Raw genomic sequence first — 16,813 nt, forward strand, 5'->3', positions numbered from 1 at the left:
ACGACTTAAAATCGAGGTCTTAAAGCCTCATAGAACTGTACGAAATCTGTGTAGAAAAAGAGAGGGGGTTTTCAATGTTGACGAGATCTGTAGTCTCTGCGTATATATTAACCTTATTCCTCTCTTTTGTGCTTTCTTTTTATAGGTCTTAATTTAGTGCTTTTTATTAAAATGCTAACTTAAGCCGTATAAAAATAATTGCGGTTTAGTGCTTAATCAAAGGTCGTTGTGTGTTTGTAGCGACTGAATTTCCTTCGGAAATTCCTCGCATACAAACCCGCAACTATTCTTATACATAAACGTTAGCGGTCATACGAAAACACGAATTTGTTACTAATTATTTAAAACAATATTAATTTCAAAACTATGAAATTTAAGCCTGCTTTACTTTTGATAATACTTACTATTACCTATTATCAAACAACCGCACAAAAAATTAAAGCGGGATTCAACCCACAGGAATACAAAGAATTGCTTGCCATTAGTGTCAAGAATTATTATCCCTCTGAAACGAAGAATATTCCTTATCCTGCTAACTATGAAAGAAAATATCGTTCTCAACCTATGGGTCTAGATAATGTTTGGGAGCTATGGACTAACACTGATAGCATTGCTGTGATAAGTATAAGAGGCACAAGCGCAGACCCTAGTAGTTTTTTAGCAAATGCCTATGCAGCTATGGTTTCTGCTAAAGGAAAACTAACCATTGCGGAGAATAATGTTTTTGAATATGAGTTATCCGAAAACCCGAAAGCTGCAGTGCATATAGGCTGGTTAACCTCAATGGCTTTTTTATCTCAAGATATAATACCGAAAATTGATTCTTGTTATCAAACTGGAATTAAAGATATTTATATTACGGGACACAGTCAGGGTGGCGCAATAGCTATCCTAATGACATCGTACTTTAGTAATTTACAAAAACAAGGAATTATTCCACAAGATATTCGCTTTAAAACGTATAGTTCAGCTGGTCCAAAAGTTGGCAACCAATACTTCGCAAATAATTATAGTATATTAACACAAGACGGTTGGGGATATAATGTTATAAATCCGAACGATTGGGTACCAGAAAGCTTTTTGACAGTTCAAACAATGGAAGACTTTCCTGATATCAATATTTTTGCTACCGTTAAAGAAGGGATTGATAATCAATCATTTTTCAAAAAAATTATGGGAAAGGCTTTGTACAATAAAGTAGCTAATCCATCCAAAAAGGCGCAACGGAAATATCAAAAATACTTTGGGAAAATGGTTTCAAATAAGATTAAAGAAAAGCTACCAGGATTTATCAGTCCTACATATTACCATAGTAGTAATTATATACAGTCAGGAAATATTTATGTATTGAAAGCTGATTCGGATTATCATAAATTATTCCCTTATGATAAAACAAAATTAATGCAACATCATCAACCCAACGCCTATTACTATTTGATAAATGAGGTATTAAAAAGGGACAGTACGAACCGCTAACAATGTGTATAAGCAATGGCTTGTCCTCGTATACTTGGAAAATCCTGCGAATTTTCCTCTGGCAAGTACCTGTTTACAAATGTCCTTGACGAACCATGCCACTGCTCATACACGAGACGTCAGACTGTCTAATAACTATTTAAGTTTTTAGTAATATTTAGAAACAGTTATAAAGTAATTTTCAGGTAGTTTTTGTATCTTTTAGTTATGAAATTCATACTTGNACAAAGGCAATTGCGTGTTTGTAACGTCTGATTTTCCTTCGGAAAATCCTCGCATACAAACCCGCAACTATTCTTATACATAAACGTTACCACACATTTGAACTCACTCAAACTCATGAATAAACTATTAACCGAAAAAGAATCTAAAGTTGCAGACTTATTTCTAGAGTTTTTACTATCCTCAGAAAAAAATGGTGTATTTAAAGGCGTAGTTAATTTTTTCTTTAAAAAACATAAAATATCTGAACACAGAGCATTATTTGTTTGTCATTTTTTGCAAAGGAAAAAATTATTAAAAGTATTATTAGATTCTAATGATGGATTAAGAAACTTAACATTTGAAAAATCTAAAATAGAGGATTTTATAATAAACAACAGAATACACGATGAATGGCTTTTACAAAATAAACTAAAAAATGAATCAAAAATATCTACAATAAAAGCAAAAACATTTATTCCCGTTTTAATTTTAGGTGCTTTTGGAGGTGTATATAGTATCATTAAAGTTGTGATTTTAGTATTAGGTAAAGAATGACAAAACTCACAAACGGAAAAGGAACTAAAAAACAAAATAAATCAAACGGAATATCACAACTTTTGATTTAAAAATCTATAATCTGACCAATGCAAATCGTAACTGTTGTGTAGATCTGACATTTGGAACGAGAAATAAAAAACGTGTGGTAACACCGTGTAAAAAACATTGCTTATTTTAGTTCAATCGTTTGGTCGTTATTTTGTTTGCTAGCTTCTGATTTTCCTTCGGAAAATCCTCGCACACAAACACGCAACTTTCCTTACACATAAACGTTAGGCACAATTTAATTTGATCAAAAATTAATAATATGAAAAACATGACAAGACTTTTTGGAATTACTTTAATCATCCTCTTTGCATTAAGTTGCGAAGAAGAAACGACTTTTATTGAACCCTCAGAATCAATTTTCTATTTTCGAGGGACAATAAATGGAGTTTATAAGGATTGGACAGTAACTGATCATAAAAATGGAGACAACTTAGATTATCGCTTTAATTCAGCTTCAGGTGTTGATTCATTAGGTAGTGATTGTGAAAATACTTTCTGTAAGTATATGTTTGAAGATGTAGATATTTTCGAAAATAATGGAGCAGGGACAACAAAGAATTATATTGCTGCTGGTTTCTACATTAGCTCTAAAACTGGCGATAGAAATGAAATAATTAATCAGTTTTCTGTCGGGCAAAAAGATTTTGGCAAACCTCGATCTAGTATTACTGACCCAGTTAAAGATGGGGTTTATGTTTACTATATTGACGAAAATGGGAAAGTATGGTGTTCTCATTATGGTTCAGGATTTCAGACAAATAGTAGTTTCAAATCAGAGGAATTTCTGAAACAACCATACACTGAAATATCTTGTGAAAATATTTGGAGGGCAACTTTTTCTTGCATTCTTTATGACGGAAATGGAAGCTCCATAAAACTTGATAATTGTGAATTATATACACCTGTAATTGTAATTAAATAGTTAACGAAATAACTGTGCCTAACATCTCATAAAATTTATGCTCACATTTGAACTAATACAAACGACAAAAATTCAACAAGCGATTTGCTACGTCCGAAAAATCTCCGATTTCTCAGTCGCACAAATCTTATAAAAATCCGTTGTAAAACATTTTTAAAAAAAACACTCTGCATTCAATAACACTATGAAAAACTTAATAATAATTCTATGTTTTTTTTACTGCCTTTGCTTCAGCTCAAGAAGAATCGCAATTCGAAATTAAAGATAATCTCTTCAAAGTTAGTTTGTTTAATAACATTTCAAATGAATGGTCTACATTTTTAGGCATACAATCAAGAAAAGTTATCTATATAAATTTTCCAGACTTAAATCTTGAACGACCTTCAAAGTCCTATATCTCGACAGGTACGGAATATGAATTTAAAAACAATTTTACTGGAAATTTGACTATTGGATTTCCTTTAGATTTAAACTTAGGACTAAAATTTTAGAAACTTCAAATGAAAATAAAACAAACTTTAACCACAGTCATTTTAGTTCTATTTTTTTCGATTGGATATTCTCAAACTACAGAAAAAAAGAATCAACTTGAATTTTCAATAGGTTACAATTCAGGTTCTTTAAAAAATTTAGAATTTGCCCCAATATCTCAATACGATTATAATGACGTTATCTATAAGTTAAACTTTGAACGAACAAGTAAAAGACAAAATATATTTGAAATAGAATTAGACTTTTTTGACAGAACAGCATTAAAAAGTGAAAGAATACCGAGTTTAAACGCAGAATATTTAAGAGCAGATTTGAGTTTCTCGTATTTAAAGCAAATTCATAATAAAAATTCACTTTCCATACATTTAGGATTACAAACACAATCAAATGTTTCTTTTCTTTATAATAATACTGACTATTTTTCTGTTCATCAAATTTTTGGTGTAGCAAGTCGATTCGGTTATAAAATAAATGAAAAGCAATATCTCACGTCAAAATTGACTATTCCATTTGTTTTGTTTAGAGCTACTGGAAATGGCGGAACAATTAAATCACTTAATAAATATCAAAGTATTTTGTGGAATTTAAAATATGGTTATGTGTTATCGGAATATTTCGATTTAAAAATGACCTATGATTTTATGTACAATAGGCTTCAAATACCGAGTGCTTACAGAGAATTACAGCATCAAATTAACCTTGGAATAATATATAAATTTTAAACTAATGATTAAACATAAAAGATTAAACATATATATCTTTTTCTCTTCACTTATCTTATTATCAATATCTTGTACTGATACTTTAATTAGCGATAAAGGAGAACTTGATGAAGACATTTTTTTAAATTATCAATCGCAAACGGAATTAGAATTGCCATTTGAAAATGAAATGGAAACTAATATTGAATGGACTATAAACCAAGGTGGTAGAACAGGTTTAGAAAATAATCATTTCTCAAATCGTGAGGCAAGATATGGAGTGGATTTTGGTCAAAAAGTAAATGGTGTAGGTTTTACTGGAGACGGAACTAATAATGAAGATTATTATAGTTTTGGGGAACGTGTAAATGCGCCTGGAGATGGGAAAGTTATTGCTCTAATGAATAATATTGATGACAATGCAGTTGTTGGAGATTTTAATACCGATCAACCTCTTGGTAATTTTATAACAATAGACCATTTGAACGGAGAGTTTTCTTTTTTGGCTCATTTTCAAAAAAATTCTATAATAGTGGCATTAGGAGATACGGTACAGAAAGGTCAAGAAGTGGGAAAACTAGGAAATAGTGGCCGTTCTACTGGTCCACATTTACATTATCATATGCAGACAACGCCCAATTATGAGGAAGGAAGTGGAAACGGAATTGGACTTCCAGTGCAATTTTTAAATTATTTCGCAGATGATGTATTTATAGAAAAAGGGGAGCCAATAAAAGGTCAAATTGTATATAAGTAGTGAGAAAAAACGTTTTACAACAAAGTACTGTGGTAAAAAACAAGTAAAACTCATTAAGTTCCCACTAAAACACTTCTATAATTATTATCATAGGTTAATCCTGATTTGGCTATGGCAAAAGCCTGTTTTAGTGAGGGTATTACACACGGCTATTAATGCTAACTTTTTACTTTTCCTTTATTTACCATTCGCTCATTAAGTTCCCGACATAAACTTTTGTTTATATGCATAAAAAGAGCTGCAAAAAATGCAATTAATCTATACAACGAAATCAGATTACATTTATCTTTAGATTATAAATCACCAAATATGGTATATCTGTTATCTGCCTAAAAGCAATTTTAATCTGTAGCCATATTTCAGTACAAGACATTTAAACAGACCTTTGAACTATGATAAAAAAAAGTATTTTATTATTCATATTTACGATTTTATTCCAATTATATGGGTGTAAAGAACAAAACAAAAAGGAAAGTAAGTCTGAAAACATTTCAATCAAAATAGACACTCTGCTAACACCTGAAATTGGCGGAATAAAACAAGTTGTTGAAATTAAAACGGATGACTCAAACAAGCCAGTACTTTTATTTTTATCGGGTGGTCCTGGAAGTTCAATGATGAATACTGCTGACAATTTCACGAACATTCTAAAAAATAAATTCACTATCGTCCAATGGGAACAAAGAGATGCAGGAAAAACTTTAGAATTAAATCCTTCACCAACTCAACCATCAATTGAACAAATGGAAAAAGATACTTATCAAGTTATAAGTTTTCTAACAAAGGAATTAAATCAAGAAAAAATATATCTATTAGGTAGCTCTTGGGGAAATGTTTTAGGCTTTTATATCGTTGAAAATCACCCTGAATTACTTTATTCCTATTTTGCTGTAAACCCAGTTATCAGCCAATTAGAAAGTGAAATGGAATTACTCAAAATTTTGAAAACTCATTTCAAAGAAAATCCTACTGCCAGTAAAGAATTAGCAAACGTAAACATTCCTTTTAAAACTGACAAAGACTTATTTTATTTAAGAAAGTGGCTTTTTTATAAAGACGGTAAGGAATATGTAACAAGTGATGATTTCAAAAACGGTTTTCTAAAATGGTCTAAAACTTGGACGCCCGTTTGGAACGAAGTAATGGATATCGATTTACCAAAAACATTAAAAGAAGTAAATTGCCCAATTTATTTTTTCGTTGGGAAAAACGACATTCAAACATCGACAGAAATTACAGAAGATTATTTTAAGGAACTGAAAGCACCACAAAAAGACTTGTTTTTATTTGAAAATTCTGGACATCAAATTCATCACGATGAACCAGAAAAATTTCAAAATACGATAATCAAAACTTTAGAACAAAATTAAACAGCGGAATAAAAAACTGCTCAAAACAATGTGTATAACTCATAAATAATCAGTTGATTAATAATAGTTTTGGCATATTTGGAAAGTAGCCAAATTTTTAAATTTGACAATTTCAAAACAAAAAGATAAATAGTAAAATTTAATATACATTGAGAAAATTAAAAGACATCGTGCTGAAATTTATAATTGGAATTCCCTTATTTATTCTGGCCATTCCGTTTTTAATAATTAGTATACCGATTGAACATGTTCGGAGAAAAAAGTTTGAAAAAAGGTATGCTGAATTTCTAAATGAACATAACGGCAAGAATTTCTTCTGTTACAATAATAGAAAGCACTCAAAACAATATATTGAAGAAAATATACTCCCGAATCTGACTGACGGCATTGAAATCGTGTATCTGAATGGGAAAAAAGTTGAATCGGAATATAACTCTGAATTTATTTCTGAAGCGTTATATGGTTTAAAGCATTATAATAAGTTTCCGCACATAATGAAAATCAGGAATGGAAAGCTCATTGACAAATCCGTAAATAATCCGTTTTATAATATTCTGAATGCAAATAAACCGAAAAGCTCCTTTTTAAATCAATTAAATACATTCTTTAATCTGAATGATATTAATAACACGACATAGTAAATTATACTCGTTAAAAACGGAATAAAAAACATGGCATGCTTGCTAAAAGAGTTCTATCTATTTTTTATATAAACACCCAATTTGGCTATAATAATACCTTAAACAGAAAGACCATAACGGCAATATAAAAGTGCCAATATCTCGAAGGCATAATTGATTATGGTTTATATTTGATTTTATATAACATGTTGGCTAATATATAAAAATGACCCATAAAGAATTCGACATATCGATTTACAATATAATTTTTGAAGATTTAAGAAAATATCAAAATCTAATTGAGACTTTCCTAAATTCTCAAAAGTTATTTGAAAACCTTTTAAACCTAAAATACAATGACTAACAAAGTACTGCGGTAAAAACTCATTAATTTCCCACTAAAACACTTCTATAATTATTATCATAGGTTAATCCTGATTTGGCTATGGCAAAAGCCTGTTTTAGTGAGGGTATTACATACGGCTATTAATGCTAACTTTTTACTCTTTCCTTTATTTACCATTCGCTCATTAAGTTCCCGACATAAACTTTTGTTTATATGCATAAAAAGAGTTGCAAAAAATGCAATTAATCTATACAACGAAATCAGATTACATTTATCTTTAGATTATAAAACACCAAATATGGTATCTGCCTAAAAGCAATTTTAATCTGTAGCCATATTTCAGGACAAGACAAATGTGGTGTACTGGATATATAATGAATGGAGGTTGTTCGGACGATGGATTTGAATATTTTAGAAATTGGATAATATCACTAGGGAAAGATACATATTATAAAGCAAAGGAAAATCCAGACAGTTTAATTTCGGAATTCATAGAAGGCGAAGAATATTATGACTTTGAAAGTTTTTGGTATGTTGCATTAACAGCGTTTGAAAATAAAACAGGAAAAGAATTATATGACTATCTATCTGACGATTTTAAAACAAATGAAGGGAATTATCCGAATTTCGAGTTTACTTGGAAAGAGGAAGAACCTGAAACTATGAAAGTGATTTGTCCGAAATTATTTGAAAAAATGTACAATTAAAGACAACAGGTAATACCATATATAATTAATGGCTAGTTCAAAAATACATACAACTAAAAAGTTAGAAAAGTTAGTCAAAAAACTGATCACAACTGACCAAAAAACTGATTCCGGAATTCTTGGAAAATGGAATGCGACAGTATTTTATGTTGACAGAAAAAAATGCTGGTTAATCACAAACGGACTGACCAAATACAATGTAATTCTAACTGATATAAAATCATCAGATTTGAGCAACATTGAGCAAATTTTTAAAGAGGCTCTTTTCGGACAACTAATTTTTGATGGAATACTAACCGACTTTGAAACTCTGAATTTAATTATTGGCGGACTGGATTTTCTGCCAACAGATAACGACCGAAGTACGACTGGATTTCAAAACCAAAGACTTTATGAATTAGATTTTTGGAAAAATGATTTTGGTAAATTAGAAAATATGCCAATAAATGACTTGACTAATCGCATGAATGGAAGTCCTATTCATATTGGAAAAGGACGTAAAATGTCTGATTATACAGATTCGATTGAAGAAATGAAAAAAATATTAATGAAATAAGAACGGTAGCTGAAACCGTATTAAAATATTTCTTAGTTTAGTGCTTAATCATGGGTCTGTACACATTTGTTACGCCTCATTCATCTTAAGAACATCCATTTACAAGAGTCCAAAAAATAAATATAAATAGGGGAGCCACTTTAGGTTCAAAAAACAATACACCCAAAATATGAATGAAATGACGCCACCACAAGACCATAGAACAAACCAACACGGACAAACATATATAATCACTCAGAATGAATCTAATGGCATTGGGATTGCTGGATTTATTTTTGCGATGCTAGGTTTATTTTTAGGATGGATTCCGCTTTTTGGATGGTTTATTTGGTTTCTTGGAGCAATTTTATCTTTTATAGGTGTATTTAAAAACCCTAAAGGATTTGCGATTGCAGGACTTGTAATCTCATTTATCGGTCTTATTTTACTACTATTTATTTTCGCTGGATTGGCTGTTTTAGGAAGTCTGGCATAAGAGACGTAATCTATAAACTAACAAGAATAACTACAAATTAACGTAAAACACTTCCGTTAATGACAAAATACGCCCATATACGGCCTACAATTTCAAGCGATTGATTTTGTAGGCTTTTTTTTATGGTTATATTTAGAAACCTAAACCATCTATGTCCTTAATTACCCGATTTATTGAATAATTACGATATTAAGAATAGATAAAACGTATAAAATAAATTACTAATTACGACCTAAACTAATACACCTCCAAAATGACATACAAATACCTTCTTATTTTTCTGTTCTTATCGTTTGCTATTTCCCTTAATGCACAAACATATATTACCAACGTCACTGTAGCCGATGTAGAAAAACAAGTATTAATTCCGAATCAGACCCTCGTGATTACTAATGACTTGATTTCGGATATTAAAAAAAGTACAAAAGTAGAAATCCCTGCCGATGCTAAAGTTATAGACGGGAGTGGCAAGTATGTATTTCCTGGACTCACAGATGCTCATATTCATTTCTTTCAGAGTGGTGGTTTATACACGCGTCCAGATGCCATAGACCTGAGATCTGAAAGGCCTTACGATTTAGAAATAGATTATGCACATAAGAATATGGAAGTCGTATTGCATCGGTATTTACAAAACGGTATTACCAATGTGATCGATTTAGGCGCAACCTACAACCTGTTAAAACAAAAAGACGCGTATAAAAATATTGCCAATTTACCATCGGTTTATATGTCTGGTCCGTTGTTAACCACTTACCAACCTGACGCCTACAACGACTTAGAGAATGATGCCCCTTTTACGTTAGTTAAAACGGTTGAAGACGGTATAAATATGGTAAGAGCGCAGTTGCCTCATCATCCAGATCTTATTAAGATTTGGTATATCGTGGGAAGAGATGGGTTATCGCTAGAGGAAAGCGCTCAGAAAAGTTTACCTCTGGTTAAGGCGATAATAAACGAAGCCCACCGTAATAATTTAAAAGTTGCTGTGCATGCTACACAACGCATTACAGCGCAATTGGCTGTAGAACATGGCTGTGACTTTTTAGTACATAGTGTCGCTGATGAATTGGTAACCGATGATTTTATTCAACTTTTAAAGAAAAACAAGACCATACTAAGTCCAACGCTACTCGTTAGAGATGGGTATGTAAACACGTATAGTCAGAGTACTGAAACAAGCATACATGAATTACAAAAGGCAGATGCGTATCAATTAGGGACTTTACAAGATTTAAAGCATGTGCCAGATACAGTATTGGTAAGCAAATATAAAAAGCGCACGACGTCTGAAGCGAGTATCCGTAATTTAGATAAAAGAACATCTATAATGATGACGAACTTAAAGCTATTGTCGGATGCAGGAGTGCTCATCGCAACGGGTACCGATGCTGGAAATATTGGAACGTTACATGCCTCTTCATATTTAGCCGAAGTACAAGCCATGTATAAAAGTGGGATGAGTACTTGGGATATTATGACGGCATCTACCGTAAACGGGGCAAAAGTTCTTGGTAAGGCGCATGAATTTGGAACGGTTAGCAAAGGTAAAAAAGCAAATCTTATTCTGTTAGATGCAAATCCTATAGAGGATATTAATAACATTACCGCTTTAAATAAAGTGATAAATAATGGGATGGTTTTAAATCCGAATGATATTCTTAAAGATACTGCGAGCGACTTAGTACAACGTCAATTAAATGGGTATAACTTAAGAAATATAGAGGCCTTTTTAGAGCCATATGCAGACGATGTGGAGGTTTATACAAATATGGACCAATTACAGTATAAGGGCAAGGCAACCATGAGAGCGAAGTATTCTAAATTGTTTGACAACACCCCTAATTTACACTGTGAACTTACGAGTCGCTTTGTTCAAGGAAATAAGATTATAGATAATGAACGTGTGCAGTTTGGAGATAAAACTATAGAAGCTTCAGTCATCTATCAAATAGAAAACAATAAGATTAAAAAAGTGTTTTTTATGAAGTCGGAGTGAGGCAAATATGGTAGGTAATGGTGACTATTAATTAGTATTGAAATAGTGTAATTTAGTATTTAGATTACAGAACTAAGCGCTTTAGAGTAGCACAAAACTTCATTATTTAAAAAATACATATGACTTTATTCTCTTATCATCTTGTCAAAATACCCATCGCGTTGGCGATAAAAGGATTATTCTCATCCCCAATAAAAAGTAATACTAAAGGTTTAGTTCATGCTGAATATATGACTGCAATGACATTAGGTGCGCCCATTTTATCAACTTCGAGATTTCTTATAAAACAAGTCGCAATATTTGCACAATGGGAAAGTGAAGATGCGTTTGAAACTTACTTAAAAGAAGATAAATTTGGTAAAATTTTGACAAATGGTTGGCATGTACGATTAGAATTTATGAGAGAGTGGGGGAGAATAAGTGGCTTTAAAATACCAGAACAGAAAGCCAAGTTGCAAAGCGCATCGTCTCCAGTTGTTGCAGTTACAATCGCTAGAATGAAACCTTTCGCCATCCCACGCTTTTTACGCTGGGGAAAACCTGTTGAGAAATTAGTTCGTGACCACACAGGAACTTTACTTTCCTTAGCTTCAGTAAGGTTTCCTAATACAGTCTCCACCTTTTCAATTTGGAAAACAGAACAAGAAATGACCAATATGGTACATGGTCATAGTACAATGCCTAATCCAAAAAGACATTCAAATGCCATGCAAGAGAGAGCAAGAAAGAATTTTCATTTTGAATTTACAACTTTACGTTTTAAACCGATTTCTGAATATGGTTCATGGAAAGGAAATAAGAATTTTATTCCTAACCTTAAAAATAAATAAATGGGAATTGCAATTCAAAAACAAAACATTCAAGATTTTATTACTCAACAATGGGTAATATTATTTGGAATAAAAATTATAAAAAATGAAAATGATTGGCTTCTAGGTCCGTTTGGAAGCTCAAAAGGTATTGGAATAAATTTTATTAATCAACTGGCTAAAAATGAACAATTAGTACGTGATGATAATAAAAAGAATAAAGGAATTATAACCTCTATTAGCCAGCTAAATTTAGCACCGAAAGAACTAAGTAGACTGTCTAAAAATGTAATAGACTTTTATGAAAATACTAGTCATTATGATTTTGATTTAAAAGTGAAATGGAATCCTATTTTTTATGGATTTGGTGTGGTGTTACGGCTATTATTTAGCAATCGCATAGAGCAATTAAATGTTCCTCTTCAAAACATAAAAGATTCTAAATCTTTACAAAGTGAAATCATTCATTTAGTAGATGCAACAAGCAGAAAAGTTAAAAGTACCATATGGCTTAGGACTTTTAGAACAACAGGAGAGGTTGTGTATTCAGGCGTTTACGAAACATGTATAATACATTCAGGACAAACTTGTATTAAAGCGATATTTCCATTACCAAATGGAAACGCTACAGTTATTTTAAGTCCAAGTGTTGGGAGAAATGGAGAACTCATTTTAACATCTTCTGGAAGGAAATTAGGGGATAGTGGGTTTTACTTTTTACTAAATGACTCCAAGGGAAATTTATGGGCTAAATTCATTAAATCCTTTAAGGACGAACTAGTTGTTAGTTCCAATAATGAAAGTATTACAGCTGTACAGACGTTAACCTTGTATGGTTTAAGAGTATTGCAATTTAAATATTTTATCGAAAAAAGTGACGATATTTCAATTTGATTGCCTGATATATATAAACACACATATATATGTTTATATAATAATTACTAACAAAACAGTTGCTATTTCGATTATCAATGTTAAGTATTCTAAATACTTTTATTTGTAATCAAATAGGAGCGTCCTCACAGCAATGCATTCCACGATATCAATATTTTATTACGACTTCTGAAGGATAGAACTAATGGCATTTTTAATGCGTTGCATGCCTTCTGGCTGATTGATATCGATCTCGCAAAATAAGGTGTCGGTCGATTTTGCATGAAGCACCATATAATAAATCGCTGCGACCAATATAGCCGATACCGCACGTATGTCTTTACCCTCAAGCTCTTTATCGGCCAACGCGAAGACTTTAGAGCCTAGGCGCTCGCGTTCTTCGCAAGCATCATACATAATTTGTGATTTTTCGCTGATTTCCCACAATATAATTTTCTGCATTTCGGTATTATTGTAAAAATACTCTAGCTGATTTTGAAGAATCTCATCAATCATTTTTTTAGTATCTCTCTTATCATGGTCTTTCAGCATGTCTTCCACTTTCCCTGAAGCTGCGGTCCAATAATCCTTATTTCTCACATAAGTTTCTACCAAATCATCTACCGAATCAAAATACGTACTAATAAGACGTCGACTTAAACCTGCTGCTTTTGCAATATTCGTAGCCGTTAACCCAGTATACCCTTTGGTTTTTAGAATTTTCCCTACAGCATTTATAAGTTTTTGCTTAGACCGTTCCTTATCATTGATTTCGCCTTGGTATTTTTTTCTAGTCATAGTGCATTCTATTCAGATAGTAAATTGTAAAAATATGTATTTATTAATAAAACAAAGCGCGTGTGAAATACATATTTACTTTCACGTTAAATAATTATCCCAGTAACGGGAAAAAAAGTATATTTGATTTTTAGTAATGAAAATTGCAACTAAAAAGACATCTTATGAAAAACAAAATTTACACTATAACATGCATACTAATTAGTACGCTTATTGCTTCGTGCTCGTCTGATGACGATATGGATTATCAAACAGATTTTAATAATAGTAAAAATGCTTGGGAGCAGTTTAAAGCGACGTCTAACAATTCTTATTCATATGTCACTTCTGGAGGTTCAGTTTTTACAGAGTATGGTTGGGAGACAACAATTACAGTATTCAACGGGGTTATCATTACACGTGAATTTAAATTCACCCCAGGGGCAGAAGACTATATTCCTGTAGACGAATTGGAATGGACAGAAAATGAGAATGAAATTAATAGTTCTGAACACGAATACACCAGTGCTACAGTTGCCCGAACTTTAGACGAGATTTACTACATCTCTGAAAACGATTGGTTACTGAAAAGAAAGGATGCCACATCGTATTTTGAAACCGAAAACAATGGATTAATCTCTATGTCTGGTTATGTTAAGAAAGCATGTCAAGACGATTGTTTTGTGGGTATAACTATTAAAAGCATAGAAGCGTTGTAAAAACGAACGGTTAAAAAGTAAAATAAATACTATGAAACTACACACTTTTGTAATTGGGTTATGTTTATGCTCCGCAGTGTTATCTTGCAGCTCCGAAGAGAACACCATCGAACAAGAAAACAGTCTAAAGGCGTACGAATTAATGTCTTTAGAATGGAAATTAGACACCAACAATGGACAAACCATAATAGAAGAAAAACTTCCTGAGTTCTATTTTAGAAATGATTCAGATACTATCATGCAAGTCGTTATCAATCCGTTAGAAAATCTATTAGGTAATTCCAAATTCGTTTTTAATGATTCTTTGAGGTTTGCACAACTCAATTCCCCAGAAATACAGGTCTTTATTCCAGACGAATTAAGCCTATTATCGGAAACCTACGGTACTTTATACGGGGGTACAGAAGTGCCTTTCAATCAAGAACCATCGGCGTTTCCTTTTTCTTTTAATTCTAAGAGTACCTATGCGCTAAATCGAAGAAGTATTTTAACTTCTAATTACACTATTTTTCTCAAACAAAATACAGCAACCATCTTGGCTACTTTTAGAGAAACCACTACCGGAGAACGTTTAGAATTGGATGGCACCTGGACAGGTGTGTTTTTTAATAATATAAAAGTAGAAACTATAGCTAATGCTATATATGTTTTAGACTGACACGTTCGTGATTTAACGATGAAAAATTAAGGGCATACTGATAAGCGAAATGGATTTTAATGAAGTTTAATTCATTATATCTACTTTGCAGACGTCATGAAATCGTCAAGACATATTTAAGACGAAACTCGGATTTGTCTGCCAGAAAATAGTAGACTTAGAAACAATAGCTTACACATTCAAGAGATTGATGCTGTAAGCTTTTTTTAGCTATATATTCTATGTATTTGTACATTTTAGAACCATAAGCTATAATAGAAAGCCCAAACTTTTCATAAACAGGCTGATTAACCATGCCATATAAAAATTCACGTAACATGGTAATTGTTGTTAGATAATCTCAAAAGATACCGATTGTAGTGACATACTTTTAGAATAAATACAAACTAATCTGTATTTAGCCTGTATTGTAGAATATAAGGCCTACCTTAAAAAAAAGCAATAGAGATGGAAGATCGTGATGATTTAAATAAACAAATTGTACTGGCAACTACAAGAATTCGAGACGAATGTCCAGAATTGATAAAATTTATGGGTGAAGTACCGGTAAGTTTTCAATCTACTGACGCAGAAGGAGTGAACAATAAAGAACTAAAAGATTATTTAAAGACTTTAAACGACTTATTAGATTCTTACGAAAAAGAACATTAAAAAATATAAGATATGACAATCCACACAAATACAGATAAAAGCCAAACGAGAGCACAAAATAACACTAATTTTTTTACGGCTAGAATTATAAAATCCTTAAAAAGATTAGAATCTCATATAAATAGAATAGGAATGCTTTTAAAAAGGGACCATGAAAAAAATAACGGAATGCATAACATCTCGTGGTTTTTAAATGCGAGACTAGAACGTATGCAACTTATTCCAATTACGAATCAAGAAAACACACGAAATGTTGGTGTAAGAGGTGCTTTAAATAAGGCAAATCAGCTATAAAATGCTTGCTTAGTAACCGTTAATTATTAAAACTTAAGATCATGAAAATAAATAGCAATTTAGGAATATGGATGGATCATTCAACCGCTAATCTGATTGATATTAATTCAAAACATAAAGACCAATCTATTGTCTCTCAATTTACGTCAGAAACCAAAGAAGATGCTTTAAACCGCAGTGAAAGTCTTATGCACAATAAAAGACAGCAAATGCAAGGCAAATATTATGATAAGATTGGGGCTCAGATTTTAAAATATAAACACGTTCTACTATTCGGGCCAACAAATGCAAAAGTAGAACTTCACAATTACTTAAATAAGGATTCTCATTTTAAGAATATTGAAATTGATATGGAATCCTCAGAGAACATTACTCATAATGAACAACTCGCTTACGTTAAAAATCATTTTGAAACGGTTTAAAATGCTTAAATCAATTTAGAAAGAATAAAATTCTACTACATTGATGGAACTGACAAACAGCCCACTACATTATAACATATAACTGTTTATTTTTTGACCTGGTCGTGGGACAGCTGTAAGCAAAGTGAGTTGCTCTTGTTGGTTATTTTTACGATACAAGCTTAAATGGAATAAATACATCTCTTTTTACGCCACACATTTAACAATTTATAATACGTGTACTTTATATGTGTCCCTAAAGTTTCTACACCGTGTATTTTCTTCTTCTTGGTAATTATAGTTTTACCACATAAAACCATTATATTTTTTCTTATTCTATCTCTAATTTATTAGGAATCAACTGTAAGCAGTATTTAAAAAATGCTTATTTTAGTTTTTT

General features: G+C 31.7%; 19 protein-coding genes and 1 pseudogene. 18 read left to right on the forward strand and 2 right to left on the reverse strand.

Translation table 11 applies throughout. From position 1 onward, the window contains the following. Positions 1-366 precede the first annotated feature (366 nt). The 7 genes from ACFFVB_RS03405 (at position 367) to ACFFVB_RS03435 (ending at position 7,166) form a co-directional block, all read left to right on the forward strand. Positions 367-1,476, forward strand: a complete 1,110-nt coding sequence (locus ACFFVB_RS03405) for a lipase family protein (protein WP_382381183.1) — start codon at positions 367-369, stop codon at positions 1,474-1,476. Between the two features lie 339 nt (positions 1,477-1,815). Beyond that, positions 1,816-2,235, forward strand: coding sequence for a hypothetical protein (locus ACFFVB_RS03410; RefSeq protein ID WP_382381185.1), 420 nt, complete (start codon positions 1,816-1,818; stop codon positions 2,233-2,235). 310 nt (positions 2,236-2,545) lie between these two features. Further along, entirely contained in the window at positions 2,546-3,208 is a 663-nt protein-coding gene (locus tag ACFFVB_RS03415) for a hypothetical protein (RefSeq protein WP_382381187.1), read from the forward strand. 500 nt (positions 3,209-3,708) lie between these two features. Continuing rightward, positions 3,709-4,422, forward strand: coding sequence for a hypothetical protein (locus ACFFVB_RS03420; RefSeq protein WP_382381189.1), 714 nt, complete (start codon positions 3,709-3,711; stop codon positions 4,420-4,422). A 4-nt stretch (positions 4,423-4,426) separates the two neighbouring features. After that, positions 4,427-5,158 (forward strand): M23 family metallopeptidase, encoded by a 732-nt coding sequence (locus tag ACFFVB_RS03425; RefSeq protein WP_382381191.1) that lies wholly within the window; start codon positions 4,427-4,429, stop codon positions 5,156-5,158. Positions 5,159-5,550: 392 nt separating this feature from the next. Further along, positions 5,551-6,528, forward strand: coding sequence for an alpha/beta fold hydrolase (locus tag ACFFVB_RS03430; RefSeq protein ID WP_382381193.1), 978 nt, complete (start codon positions 5,551-5,553; stop codon positions 6,526-6,528). A gap of 149 nt (positions 6,529-6,677) precedes the next feature. Continuing rightward, positions 6,678-7,166: a hypothetical protein gene (locus tag ACFFVB_RS03435; RefSeq protein ID WP_382381195.1), complete on the forward strand. Its 489-nt coding sequence runs from the start codon at positions 6,678-6,680 to the stop codon at positions 7,164-7,166. 369 nt (positions 7,167-7,535) lie between these two features. On the opposite strand, the pseudogene ACFFVB_RS03440 reads toward ACFFVB_RS03435, so the two are convergent. Continuing rightward, a pseudogene (locus tag ACFFVB_RS03440) lies at positions 7,536-7,692 on the reverse strand (IS110 family transposase); the annotation flags it as partial. A 155-nt stretch (positions 7,693-7,847) separates the two neighbouring features. Here ACFFVB_RS03440 and ACFFVB_RS03445 point away from each other — a divergent pair. From ACFFVB_RS03445 to ACFFVB_RS03470, 6 genes are all read left to right on the forward strand, one after another. After that, positions 7,848-8,201, forward strand: coding sequence for a DUF4240 domain-containing protein (locus ACFFVB_RS03445; RefSeq protein ID WP_382381197.1), 354 nt, complete (start codon positions 7,848-7,850; stop codon positions 8,199-8,201). A 28-nt stretch (positions 8,202-8,229) separates the two neighbouring features. Then, positions 8,230-8,757 carry a DUF6933 domain-containing protein gene (locus ACFFVB_RS03450; protein ID WP_382381199.1) on the forward strand — a complete coding sequence of 176 codons (528 nt, stop codon included), beginning with the start codon at positions 8,230-8,232 and terminating at the stop codon, positions 8,755-8,757. Between the two features lie 178 nt (positions 8,758-8,935). After that, complete coding sequence (locus ACFFVB_RS03455; RefSeq protein ID WP_382381201.1) at positions 8,936-9,232, forward strand: hypothetical protein; 297 nt, start codon at positions 8,936-8,938, stop codon at positions 9,230-9,232. 253 nt (positions 9,233-9,485) lie between these two features. Next, positions 9,486-11,231, forward strand: coding sequence for an amidohydrolase family protein (locus ACFFVB_RS03460; RefSeq protein ID WP_382381203.1), 1,746 nt, complete (start codon positions 9,486-9,488; stop codon positions 11,229-11,231). 119 nt (positions 11,232-11,350) lie between these two features. Next, positions 11,351-12,061 carry a hypothetical protein gene (locus tag ACFFVB_RS03465; protein WP_382381205.1) on the forward strand — a complete coding sequence of 237 codons (711 nt, stop codon included), beginning with the start codon at positions 11,351-11,353 and terminating at the stop codon, positions 12,059-12,061. Then, positions 12,062-12,934, forward strand: a complete 873-nt coding sequence (locus ACFFVB_RS03470; protein ID WP_382381207.1) for a hypothetical protein — start codon at positions 12,062-12,064, stop codon at positions 12,932-12,934. It abuts the gene before it with no gap. A gap of 159 nt (positions 12,935-13,093) precedes the next feature. Here the strand turns inward: ACFFVB_RS03470 and ACFFVB_RS03475 are convergent, their stop codons facing one another. Then, entirely contained in the window at positions 13,094-13,711 is a 618-nt protein-coding gene (locus tag ACFFVB_RS03475) for a TetR/AcrR family transcriptional regulator (RefSeq protein ID WP_382381208.1), read from the reverse strand. 164 nt (positions 13,712-13,875) lie between these two features. On the opposite strand from ACFFVB_RS03475, the gene ACFFVB_RS03480 reads away from it, so the two are divergent. The 5 genes from ACFFVB_RS03480 (at position 13,876) to ACFFVB_RS03500 (ending at position 16,434) form a co-directional block, all read left to right on the forward strand. Beyond that, positions 13,876-14,409 (forward strand): hypothetical protein, encoded by a 534-nt coding sequence (locus ACFFVB_RS03480; protein WP_382381210.1) that lies wholly within the window; start codon positions 13,876-13,878, stop codon positions 14,407-14,409. A gap of 31 nt (positions 14,410-14,440) precedes the next feature. Continuing rightward, a complete protein-coding gene (locus ACFFVB_RS03485) occupies positions 14,441-15,067 on the forward strand; it encodes a hypothetical protein (protein ID WP_382381212.1) in 627 nt (208 codons plus the stop codon). 447 nt (positions 15,068-15,514) lie between these two features. Continuing rightward, on the forward strand, positions 15,515-15,718 hold the full coding sequence (locus tag ACFFVB_RS03490) for a hypothetical protein (protein ID WP_382381214.1): 204 nt from the start codon (positions 15,515-15,517) through the stop codon (positions 15,716-15,718). 12 nt (positions 15,719-15,730) lie between these two features. Further along, positions 15,731-16,012: an HPF/RaiA family ribosome-associated protein gene (locus ACFFVB_RS03495; RefSeq protein WP_382381216.1), complete on the forward strand. Its 282-nt coding sequence runs from the start codon at positions 15,731-15,733 to the stop codon at positions 16,010-16,012. 41 nt (positions 16,013-16,053) lie between these two features. Then, positions 16,054-16,434 (forward strand): hypothetical protein, encoded by a 381-nt coding sequence (locus tag ACFFVB_RS03500; RefSeq protein ID WP_382381218.1) that lies wholly within the window; start codon positions 16,054-16,056, stop codon positions 16,432-16,434. Positions 16,435-16,813 lie beyond the last annotated feature (379 nt).

The sequence above is a fragment of the Formosa undariae genome, from assembly GCF_042427615.1.
Taxonomy (GTDB): domain Bacteria; phylum Bacteroidota; class Bacteroidia; order Flavobacteriales; family Flavobacteriaceae; genus Formosa; species Formosa undariae.